Annotated in this window: 12 protein-coding genes; 2 read left to right on the top strand and 10 right to left on the bottom strand. The window is 31.8% G+C overall.

The genetic code is table 11. The annotated features are described in order from the left end of the window. Window positions 1-36: 36 nt before the first annotated feature. The 8 genes from DW1_RS05805 to DW1_RS05770 all read right to left on the bottom strand — a co-directional run bounded on the left by DW1_RS05805 (window position 37) and on the right by DW1_RS05770 (window position 7,023). A complete protein-coding gene (locus tag DW1_RS05805) occupies window positions 37-468 on the bottom strand; it encodes a Fur family transcriptional regulator (protein WP_074349675.1) in 432 nt (143 codons plus the stop codon). Continuing rightward, complete coding sequence (locus tag DW1_RS05800) at window positions 452-1,312, bottom strand: metal ABC transporter permease (protein WP_074349674.1); 861 nt, start codon at window positions 1,310-1,312, stop codon at window positions 452-454. The genes DW1_RS05805 and DW1_RS05800 overlap by 17 nt, the downstream gene beginning before the upstream one ends. A 92-nt stretch (window positions 1,313-1,404) precedes the next feature. Next, window positions 1,405-2,091, bottom strand: coding sequence for a metal ABC transporter ATP-binding protein (locus DW1_RS05795; protein WP_074349673.1), 687 nt, complete (start codon window positions 2,089-2,091; stop codon window positions 1,405-1,407). After that, a complete protein-coding gene (locus DW1_RS05790) occupies window positions 2,092-3,030 on the bottom strand; it encodes a metal ABC transporter substrate-binding protein (RefSeq protein ID WP_074349672.1) in 939 nt (312 codons plus the stop codon). 200 nt (window positions 3,031-3,230) lie between these two features. Continuing rightward, window positions 3,231-4,004: a TPM domain-containing protein gene (locus DW1_RS05785; RefSeq protein WP_074349671.1), complete on the bottom strand. Its 774-nt coding sequence runs from the start codon at window positions 4,002-4,004 to the stop codon at window positions 3,231-3,233. Between the two features lie 12 nt (window positions 4,005-4,016). Next, window positions 4,017-4,580, bottom strand: a complete 564-nt coding sequence (locus tag DW1_RS05780) for a LemA family protein (RefSeq protein ID WP_074349670.1) — start codon at window positions 4,578-4,580, stop codon at window positions 4,017-4,019. 110 nt (window positions 4,581-4,690) lie between these two features. Further along, window positions 4,691-5,860, bottom strand: a complete 1,170-nt coding sequence (gene thiI, locus DW1_RS05775) for a tRNA uracil 4-sulfurtransferase ThiI (protein ID WP_074349669.1) — start codon at window positions 5,858-5,860, stop codon at window positions 4,691-4,693. A 5-nt stretch (window positions 5,861-5,865) separates the two neighbouring features. After that, window positions 5,866-7,023 (bottom strand): cysteine desulfurase family protein, encoded by a 1,158-nt coding sequence (locus tag DW1_RS05770; protein WP_074349668.1) that lies wholly within the window; start codon window positions 7,021-7,023, stop codon window positions 5,866-5,868. 635 nt (window positions 7,024-7,658) lie between these two features. Between DW1_RS05770 and DW1_RS05765 the strand changes: the two genes are divergently transcribed. Beyond that, a complete protein-coding gene (locus DW1_RS05765; RefSeq protein WP_347499706.1) occupies window positions 7,659-8,651 on the top strand; it encodes an asparaginase in 993 nt (330 codons plus the stop codon). A gap of 196 nt (window positions 8,652-8,847) precedes the next feature. Here DW1_RS05765 and DW1_RS05760 read toward each other — a convergent pair whose 3' ends face one another. Continuing rightward, window positions 8,848-10,230 carry a hypothetical protein gene (locus tag DW1_RS05760; protein WP_074349666.1) on the bottom strand — a complete coding sequence of 461 codons (1,383 nt, stop codon included), beginning with the start codon at window positions 10,228-10,230 and terminating at the stop codon, window positions 8,848-8,850. Between the two features lie 209 nt (window positions 10,231-10,439). On the opposite strand from DW1_RS05760, the gene DW1_RS05755 reads away from it, so the two are divergent. Next, entirely contained in the window at window positions 10,440-11,267 is an 828-nt protein-coding gene (locus DW1_RS05755) for a hypothetical protein (RefSeq protein ID WP_074349665.1), read from the top strand. 77 nt (window positions 11,268-11,344) lie between these two features. Here DW1_RS05755 and DW1_RS05750 read toward each other — a convergent pair whose 3' ends face one another. Continuing rightward, the gene (locus DW1_RS05750; RefSeq protein ID WP_074349664.1) at window positions 11,345-11,689 is read right to left on the bottom strand and encodes a hypothetical protein; all 345 of its coding nucleotides are present in this window, start codon (window positions 11,687-11,689) and stop codon (window positions 11,345-11,347) included. Between the last annotated feature and the right edge of the window lie 27 nt (window positions 11,690-11,716).

Here is an 11,716-nt window from a genome sequence, read left to right as displayed (position 1 = left end):
ATAAAAAAAGCTTCATTATTGAAGCTCTTAAAAGTTTTATGAATGACAGCATTCTTTACAAAAACCATAAATTTCAAATTTATGTGAATCTGGTTGAAAGCCCTTTTTCTCAATTTCTTTCATATCTATCTTTTCTAATGGACAGCTCTTAAGTACCTCAACCCTCCCACACTTTTTACAAATTAGACTATGAATATGTTGCTCTTCAAGTACTATCTGATAGGCGTTTTTGCCATCGTCTAAGCTTACTTTTCTTACAATACCTATATTAATAAAGGTCTCAAGATTCCTGTATATGGTTGAAAAGTTAATATCCTTGTTTTTCTTAAGAACCCATTCAAATATATCTGATGGTTCTAATAAATAGTCTTTATTTTCTATAAGAATATCTAGCATTGCTTTCCTTTGCACTGTAAGCTTATATCCTTTTTCTTGTATACTTTCATATATTTTATATATTGTGTTCATTAAAAACATCTCCGTCTAAATTATTAGTTATCCGTCTTGCAACTTTTGCATGAAGCTTCTTTATAACAATAACAGTCAATAGTAAAAGTAATGAAACAATTACTATGGAACCTCCTGGAGCAACATCGAGATAAAATGATGCTATTAAACCTATAATAACTGAAAGGACTCCAAAAGCATTAGTATAAATAAAAGCTTGCTTAAAACCTTTGGCTATTTGGATACTTGTCGCTACAGGCACTGTCATCAAAGAAGAAATCAATAAAATACCTACAATTCTCATAGAAAGTGTTATAGTAATAGCTACAAGCATTGCAAATAATAAATTAAGTTTATTAACCGGTATTCCTCTCAACTTTGCATCAGACTCATCAAAAGTCATATAGAACAATGCTCTAAAAAGTAATAGAATTACTGCAATAATAATAACACCTAGAAATACGATGATTTTTAAATCCTCTTCAGTAACTAAAGATATGCTCCCAAATAAATAGTTGGTTATGCCTACGGTTTTATTCTTTCCGATGCTGATTAGTAAACTGGCTATACCAATTCCAGCTGCCATAACTATTGCAAGTGAAAGTTCTGCATATTCTTTATATTCCTTCCGTAATTTTTCAACAACAAATGAAGCTGCTAAGGTTGTTAATATAGCTGTGTATAGTGGATATATATTTGTAATCATGCCTACCGCTACACCTGCCAAGGCAGTATGAGAAAGAGTATCTCCTACCATTGAAAGTCTTCGTAGCACCAGAAAAAGCCCCATACTTGAGCTAATAATGGATATTATAATTCCAATGAGTAATGCTCGCTGCATAAATGGATACTCAAAAATTATCATTATTTTTCTTCCCTTCTATAGTAAGTGATAAATTTAATAACAGGTATGAATTTCAGCCTATACATAAGTAGGTTAAAATAATCTGTAGTTTATTAATTGTTTTCTAAGTTAGATATAGTGATTTTTCCATTATCTAAGCAAAACAACTTATTTGCCCTTTGCTGTAATGTGCTAAAATCATGTGTAACTAAGACTATGGTTATTCCGTAGTCTTTATTTAGCTTGTCTATCAACTCAAAGAAAATATCCTGTGATTCTGTATCTACTCCTATTAATGGCTCATCCATAAAAATAACTTCAGGATTATTTACTAGTAACTTTGCCAGGAAAACTCTCTGCTGTTGCCCTCCTGAAAGATTTCCTATAAGACTATCCTTAAAATTAACCATATTCACAGCTTCTAACGCTCTAATCGTATCTTTCTTTATTTTTTTATTCAATACTTTAAACATACTCATTTGAGAATATTGACTGCTTCCTATTATTTCTTTAACTGTTGCTGGGAATCTAGAGTTAAAGTTTCTTGCATTTTGGGGAATATAACCCACTTTATTCCAATCCTTGAAGTCTTCTATATTAAATCCAAATATCTTTATATTCCCATCATTAGGTTTTAAAAAGCCCATCATCAACTTCAATAGTGTACTTTTAGCAGAACCATTTGCTCCAACTATACCGACATAGTCCCTCTTATTAATTTCAAAACTTATATTATTAAGAACCCGTCTTTTTTCATATCCAAAGCTTAGATTATCTACCCTTACTATTACATTATTCATCTATCTCACCAATGCCTTTTTCAAGTTTTCTAGGTTTTTCATCATTAATGAAAAATAATCCTCTTTTTTTTCCTGCTGCTCTTTTGTCAAGCCTGATATGGGATTTAGCTCTAGTACCTGTAGATTTCCTTCTCTAGCTAATAGCTCTACTACTTTTGGACTAGCTAAGCTTTCTAAAAAAATATATTCAAATTTTTCTTCCTCTATTATATCTAGCAACTTGGCAATAGCCCCAGGACTTGGCTCTTCATGAGGAGTTATCCCAGTAACAGCTATCTGCTCTAATCCGTATCTTTTAGTCAAATAGCCAAAGGCTTGATGTGAAACAAGTATATCTTTTTCACTTAAATTTTCAAGCCCTGATCTAAAACTTAAGTCTAATTCTAATAATTTTTCTGAAAACTCTTCATAACTTTTCTTATAGAAACTTTCATTAGGCTTATCTAGCTCTGAAAACTCTATCATTATCTGATAGGCTATTTTATTCATATTAATTGGGTCGAGCCATATATGAGGGTCATATAAACCATGATCATGATCCTTATGATTATGATCCTCGTCTTCTAGTTTAATAAGATCAACATATTCACTTAAATTCAAAGTCTGGACTTCTTTCCGTGCTAGGTTATCAGACAATTTCTCTGCCCAAGGTTCCATTCCTACCCCGTTAAATATAAATATATCTCCATTCTCAACATTTGCAATTTCTCTAATAGAAGGTTCATAGTCATGAGGTTCAGAACCATTTGGAATCACAGAATAAAGCTCAATTTTATCTTTGCCAATTTGATCTGCAGCAAAATAAATCGGGTAAAAGCTAACATATACTTTTAGCTTATCTGAGCTAACCTTAGCTGGTGCTTCAGTGTTACATCCACTTAATAAAAGACTTATGGCTATAATAACAAAGAATGTTTTTGTAATTCGTTTATTTTTCAATGTATATTCCTCCTGTGAATGCAAATGATTTGCATTTGCTTTACTAATATATTATTACCCAACAAATAATTTTTATAACTACTTACTTCTGCTATTTTAGAATTAAAACTTTGTAATCTCTTCAATAATTGTTATACTACTATGCTTGGAGTTTGTAAACCCCCACAACAAAAAAAGAGCGCGGAACCTTAATCTACGCTCTACCATCTACCACCAGCGCCTCCACCACCAGAGGAACCTCCTCCTCCACGGTTTCTGCCGCCACTTCTGCCCCTCATTCCTCCTCTAAAACTACCTCTAGATGAAGACCTAAGTATCATCATAGTAAGAAAGCCACCGAAAAATTTGAAGTCGATAATCAAAAATACTATGATACCTATGGCTACTAATAAAGGATTTACTCTAATCCCATTATTGTTATACTCATCATAACTACCTTGAAAATCTGAGTTGTCGGGTCTTTCTATATTATACTCTTTAACAACTTCGGCTAGTATAGCATCAAATCCCTTTAGGATGCCAGTATTATAATCTTTTTCTTTAAAATGGGGAAACATCTGTTTGTCTCTGATTTCTCCTACTTTTCCATCTGGTAGTGCCCCTTCTAGCCCATAACCAATCTCAATCCACAATATTTGCTCATTAGGAACTATAAGCATTAATACACCATTATTTTTCTCCTTGCTTCCTATTCCCCATTTTCTAAAAAGCTGTACGGCAATCTCTTGCTCGCTGTTTCCATTTAATGAGTTCAGAGTAGCAACTACTATTTGTGCCCCAGTTTTTCTATATAGCTGTTCATTAGTACTGATTATATAATCTTCTAAATAATTATCTATAATATTAGCCTCATCATATACATAAAAATATCTACTTGGCTCAGGAAGATCAAGTCCAATTCCATAGGCGCTAATACTAGATACTAGTAAAAAAATCGTCAACAGAAAACAAAGGACTAATCTATTATTTTTCATTTATGTCACCCACTAAAAGTTTACTTGTGGCACTTCTTTAGCTTCATCACTTACTTTAAAATACTCTCTTTGATTAAATCCAAACATTCCTGCAATAATATTTGTTGGAAATGTACGTACTTTTTTATTTAATATCTCTGCTGATTCATTGTAATCCATTCTAGCAACTGCAATCCTATTTTCTGTTCCTGCTAATTCGTCTTGCAGCCTTATGAAATTTTCATTAGACTTAAGCTCAGGATATGCCTCTACTACTACATTTAATCTTTCAAGTGCAGTTGTAAGCTGTGCATTAGCATCTGCATATTCACCCGGAGTTCTGGCTGTTTCTAGTCTGCTTCTAGCTTGTGTAACTCCTAATAATACATTTTCCTCTTGAGCTGCAAATCCCTTTACTGTATTTACTAGGTTAGGAATTAAATCTGCTCTTCTTTGCAGTTGATTTTCTATTTGTGCCCATTTAGCATTAGTCTCCTCATCTAATTTTACTAAATTGTTGTAGCTACCTACAATAATAGCTCCAAAACCAACCACTATTATAAGTATTACAGCAAGTACAATTAAACCTACCCTCATAACACAGTCTCCTTTACTATAAAGTTCTAAAATCACTTTAAAATCCTTATTTAATATTATTAACTTTAATAATATATTACTACAAAATATTAAATTTTACTAATAATTTGCTAGGATCTTATTTCATATACTTCCATTTGGTCTATTGCATCCGCAACAAGCTTATCTATATCTAATACCTTTTCCGATTCTTCAATGTCTTCTAATTTAGGTCTAGTTACAGGGTGTTTAGGTAAAAAAACTGTACAACAGTCTTCAAATGGAAGTATGGAAGTCTCAAATGTACCTATTTCCTTAGATATTTCTGTTATCTCCACTTTATCCATTCCTATAAGGGGTCTTAACACTGGCAAATTAACTGCCGAATTAGTTACATGTATTCCATTAATTGTTTGACTTGCCACTTGCCCTAAGCTTTCTCCTGTTATTAAAGCATTAATATCCTCTTTTAGAGCTATTTTCTCTGCTATTCTCATCATAAATCTTCTAGAGATTATGGTCATCTCATCCTCTGGACATTTTTCATTAATCTCTTTTTGTATATTTAACAGGTTAACACTATACATCTTGATCTTCCCACAATAATTAGTTAGTATTTCAGCAAGTGTCTTAACCTTTTCCTCTGCTCTCTCACTAGTAAATGGATAGCTATGATAGTGTACTGCACTTATTTCTACACCTCTTTTTGCTATCATAAATCCTGCTACAGGGCTATCAATACCACCAGATAAAAGTAATAGTCCTTTCCCATTTGTACCTACTGGTAATCCTCCAAAGGCTCTAATCTTTTCAGTGTATATATAGCATTGTGTCCTAATATCTACATAGACATGTATATCTGGATTATGTACATCTACACTTAGTCCTTCAGTATTTCTCAAAATATATGCTCCTACTTCCCTTGCAAGCTCGACTGAGTTGGGTTGAAATCTTTTGTCTGCTCGGTTTACATCAACCTTAAAGGTTTTTACATCCCTTTTACTTCTCACTTCTTCTAATATTTTTAGTGCATGTTCTTTAATCTGATCAACATTTTTTTCTATTCTATGGCAAAGACTAATATTCACTATACCAAATATCCTTCTAAGTCTTTTAATTAGCTCTTCTTGAAATTCTTCTTCTACTTCTATGTAAATTTTACTTTGTTCCTTGTATACTTTAGTTTGTCCCATTCCTTTTGCAATATTTTTTATATTTCTTACTAATTTGTTTTCAAAAAAATAGCGATTTTGCCCCTTTAGTGCAACTTCTCCAAAACTAACACTTATTACTTTATCCAATATTCTCACCTCATAGTTATTCTTCTAATATCTTTTACTGATTGCTCTAGTTTTTCAATTACATAATCCATTTCCTCTAATGTATTATAATGTGAAAAGCTAAATCTAATTGCACCTTCTATCTCATTATCTTTCAGACCTATAGATTTCAATACATGGCTCTTTCCTTTTCCATGTGAAGAGCAAGCTGATGCTGTAGATACATATACTCCATTATCCTCAAGATAGTGCAATAATACCTCTCCTCTAACATCCATAAATGAAACATTTAAAATATGAGGAGCACATCTATCATCCAGAAAACTGTTAATTCTAATGTTATCTATCTTGTCTTTAAGCTTCTTAACAAAATAGGCTTTAAGCTTTTTTATTTCCTCAGCTTCTTCCTTGTATTTTTCTTTTAGGATCTCAACAGCTTTTCCGAAACCAATAATTCCAGGTACATTTTCAGTACCTGACCTTACTCCTCTTTCTTGATTTCCCCCAAAGATTATAGGTTCTAGTATAATGTCCTTTTTAACATATAGTCCACCTACTCCTTTAGGACCATAAACCTTATGACTGCTAAAAGAAAATGTATCTATATTTAGTTTTCTAATATCTATATCTAGCTTACTGAAGGCTTGGATACCGTCAACATGTATCTTTGTATTTCTATTTTTATTTTTTACTACTTTACTAATAGATTCTATTGGGAGTATAGTTCCTATTTCATTATTTACCATCATTATGGTTACTAAAATGGTGCTTTCACTAATACTATTTTCTAATTGCTCCAAATTTATCATACCATATTCATCTAAATCTAGATAGGTTACTTTTATTCCTTTGTTTTCATAATACTTTACAACATTTAACACTGAGGAATGTTCAAATTTTGTTGTGATTATATGATCTCCTCTTTTTATATTTTTGTTTATTATACCTTGAATAGCAATGTTATTTGATTCTGTACCTCCTGAAGTAAAGAATATCTCATCTTTATCGCATCTTAGAAATTCTGCTACAACTTTTCTTGAATTTTCAATTCGTTTTTCAACTTCTAATCCCATTCTATGTAGAGATGATGGGTTCCCATATTGAACTCTTAGCATATAGGATATTTCTTCAATTACCTCATCTCTAGGTCTTGTTGTAGCGCTATTATCTAAATAAACCTTCATAAGTTCACCTCATTTTATTAATATACCTTATATATCTAGTATTATATAAGAATAAGTTTTTTATATATAGATGTAATTATCCTAAAATAATAAAAAATACTTATAGGCTTATTAATTGTAAATAATCCTCTTGGCTTGTTTATCTAAATTCTACCACCGCAGGATTAGTTATCTATTATTATATAGGAAATTTTGGAATGATAAAAGGTAGGTTAACAAAAAAAGGACCTTAAATAACTATTATAATTATTTTTTACAAAAAAGCTTGCAAAGCTTGTCGGATTTTGTTATAATTTGTTTGTGGTTATCCCCCTGGTAACCTCAAATGAGATCTCTATTCCCAATACCCCTTTTGAACGGTTTACTTTGCTTCCTAAACGTATAGGAATGCGCAAAAAGACCCCTACGGAGGGGTCTTTTTGTTTTTAAATTCTATTTGCATTGATTTGCTTTGTCCCTAATAACCGCCTTCCAAAATTTCGTAATTATTATATTAAGCACATTTAACATTTCCAATAGTAACTTAAATACCTGTTACCATTCAGAAATTATTAATATTATTACATTTCTTTTATTATATTTCTTTTTTATGCTAAAATATTATTAGTTAATTTCATTCTATGGGGGTGCTAATTGTGAATAAAAAGGTTGCAGTAATTTTCACTGGCGGTACAATATCTATGAAGGTTGACCCAAGGCTAAATGCAGCTATTCCTGCCCTATCAAGTGAAGAAATAATGGCTATGGTTACAAACATAGAAAAATTCACAGATATTGAAACAATTAATTATGGAGAATATCCTGGTCCTCATATAACTCCAAAAATGATGTTAGAATTGTCTAAGCTTGTAAAGCAAACTGTAGCAAGAGATGATATTGTCGGAGTAGTAGTAACTCATGGTACAGATACCTTAGAAGAGACAGCCTATCTATTGGACTTAACTATCAAATCAGAGAAACCTATTGTTGTTGTTGGTGCAATGAGAAATTCTTCAGAACTAGGCTATGATGGTCCAAGCAATCTATCTGCGGCTATTTGTACAGCCATATCTGAAGAAGCCAAAAATAAAGGGGTACTGGTTGTAATGAATAATGAGGTAAATGCTGCATCTCATGTGACAAAAACCAACACTCTATCTCTTGATACATTCAAGTCTCCTGAGTTTGGTCCTTTAGGCATTGTAGATAATGATAAGGTTATCTTTTATAGAGATATTGTAAATCACCATCATATTGAAACTGATAGTATCGAATCTAAGGTCGCATTAATTAAATGTGCTGCTGGAATGGACTCCGACTTAATTGATTATTGTATAAATGCTGGTTATAAAGGCATAGTAATTGAAGCAATGGGTCGTGGAAATGTGCCTCCAGAAATGGTTGATGGTATAGAGAAAAGTATAGATAAAAATATTCCTGTTGTTATAGTTTCAAGATGTCCAACTGGTAGAGTTCTAGATACATATGGTTATCTAGGTGGAGGGAAAACCCTTAGAAATGCTGGTGCTATTTTTGGAGATAACCTTCCAGGTCAAAAAGCTCGAATTAAGCTAATGCTTATATTAAGCATTACTAGTGACATAAATGCTATAAGAGAAATATTTGAAAAAGATATATACACAAAATAGCAGATTCTTATCTGATGCTCAGAATAACAGCAAATAGATAAAAAGAGGTTGTTGAGTTACATATAATATATAGTTTTATATAAGCAATCAAAGAGATTCTTCAGTCTTGCGTCCTCTGTATGGCATATTTTATAAGTTATCATTTTAGACATATACGAAGAATCTCTTTTAGTTCAGTTACGCATCTATCTCTTTTTTACCTCCTTAAAGGTCCTCTTCTTTTGCTTAAAAAAGATTCAATATCAAATACCCGTTTTTCAAGTTCCGTAATTTTCTTACTATTTTCGTGTTCGTACTGACTTTGAAAATTTATTTCAGATAACTTGGTTTCCAGTATTTCAGTAATAGCTTTTAATGCTTGTTCTATTACCTCAACTCTTTCTCTTATCTCATTTAATTCTATAGATTCATCTACTTCTTTCTCTTTTACTATATTTTCCTGTATTCTACTCACTTCCTTTTCAAGCATAATTCCTTCATTATCTACATCATTCTCTATATCTTCATCCTCGTCTTCTTTTTTTTTAATTTGAGACTTCAAAGGAACTTCAATTGCAGCTTCAACATCTCCAAATCCAATAAAAGTAGTGCTTTCACCATAGGTTGCAAATCCATAGTTGAAATCATAAGCATCCTTTATAGCGTCATTATTAGTAGTAAACTTGTATCTAGCAAAATCAGCTCTTTTAGATTCTTCCCATGAATATGGCAAGCTCCAACTTAAACCACCATCCTCAGAAAAACAGCTCAATAGTCCATTGTACTCTATCCATATTGTCCATAGAGTTCCATCACTATAAATAAAGGTAGGATACATGCAATTTGCCGGATTTGATAACGTATGTTCAACTACTTTAGTAGCTTCACCATTTGACATTCTATATTTTTCATATGTAACTATAAAATTACCTTCCAAAAACTTACTGTAACATAAATTAATTTCATTAGCATTGCAGTTTAACATATCTAAGTACATCTTAGTAGACCTATCTGTAGTAACCTGTATTTTATCAGACCATTTAGAATTAACAATGCTATATATATTTATAAAAACTTGCTCAGTATTATCTACTAAATCATAGTATCCTATTACCATATCATCCTCTAGCTTAATAATTGAAATTGGATTTAAAATCTCCCTTATAGTTATATCTGAAACTACATTTGTATCCCATTCATTGTTTTTTAGCCTGTGGTGATATATTCTAAATCTATTGTTTCCTTCATTAGATTCTAGACAGTATATGATATGTATTTGGTTACCTATTAGTTTAACATTTATATCTCTAAGTCTTGAATCAAACTTCTCAGCAAGAAAATATTCTTCTTGATTATACCCATCTATTGATACTAGCATAATGCTGCCATCTAGCTTTTGACATACTAAATATACTATTCCATCTTCAGATATGGCTGAATCGTACTCATCTATACAATCGCCTATAATAACTCTTTTCGTCGCTTTTCCAGTATTTTTATCATATAATATCATTTTAATTTTATTCTCATGTATATAAAAGCTATATATGTTTTCCTTATCATCCATTATCAATACATCATGAACGTTTGTAAAGCCCATATTAACACCTCCTGACATAAATATATTGTGTAACCTATCCATTAACAGAATCATAATATATTGTATAACCATAGTTTTGCTCTTTATTTAATATTATTTTTCACTATGAGAAATATGACAAAAAGGTACATGAATGTAACATAATTTTTACGTAGGAATATATTGAGAATGAGAAGTATTTTATTTTTTTAGTAAAGGAGGATTAAGTTATGTCTTGTGGTAATAAATCTGGACCAATAAACCTTGCTTTACCAGATAAATGCTGTACAGCTACAACTGGTTGCGCACCATTTGATGGTAACTTAAGAAAGGTTGTAACTGAGCCAATATATGTACAGAAAGTATACGATGCAAAATTATTTAATCTTCAAGCAATAAGAACAGTGGCTAATCAGACATTCTCTCCAGCATTAGGAAGAGGTGCAAGAATAATAAGAGTACTTGATATTAGATGTAGAAAATTCTTTAATCCTGGAAATATCAGTGACATAGAAAATTTAGTTGCTACTCCAGATACTACACTTTCAGGTGCTGAGTTTGTAGAAACAGCTCAAGGAACACCAGTAACAGCAATCGGACCTGATGGATTTGCTAGTGAAAGACTAGTCTATACTGACACAGAGGATTGTGACGAACTAGGAAGAGGAACTCCTATATTTGGAACACAAAATATAAGAATTACTGGAAATGTAATTGTTGAAATGGATGTTTTATTTTCTGATGACTGTGATAAAGAGTGCGTCGCTACATTAACTGCTAATGTACCAATTGGAACAGTAGAAAACCCATTAATACTCACAAACTTCTTTGAGCTATGCTTGCCATCAGTATTTGAGGGTGCTTTCCTCCCAAGATTTACAGAATTCTGCAATATTTCATGTGAAACAAGACTAGCAACAAACAGCATCATAAGAGATATAATGATAAATCCTGCCACAGGTGTTGTTAGAGCTAATTTATTAATTGCGCTTTGTGTAACTTGTGAGAAGAAAATTATAGTTCCTGTTCAACTTTGTGTATTATCAACTAATACATAAATCCAGTTGTGTCAAATGTTGATAATATCACATCTTTTGGAAGTTGGGGCATAGGTTTGTTACCTTGCCCCTTTCTTTTATTTAACTACCACTTTTAGAATCTCGAATAACATCTTACCAAATGCTTTTTCTCCCACGATTGCTTTTAGTCCTACTGCCCCTCCAAGTGGTGCATATAAGTACTTGTTTTGGTCGAAAATTTTCACCAGACATTTGAATTGCAATGGTATAGTTTTTAGGTCTTCATATAGACTATAGTCTCTATTGAATATAGTTTCATCATATCTTCTACCGAATAAATCAAATCTAGAGCTATTCAAATATGCTTTCAAAGCCTCTTCTAATCCATCAGCATATGTTAATGTACTAGTAATTAATATCAACCCTATAAAGCTTACAATTATCAATATTTTCTTATTCATTTAAACCCCCCCTTAGATTTTTAATAT

The sequence above is a fragment of the Proteiniborus sp. DW1 genome, from assembly GCF_900095305.1.
GTDB lineage: Bacteria > Bacillota > Clostridia > Tissierellales > Proteiniboraceae > Proteiniborus.
Note: the sequence above shows the minus strand (reverse complement) of the source record. Positions and strands in the feature narration are given on the sequence as shown.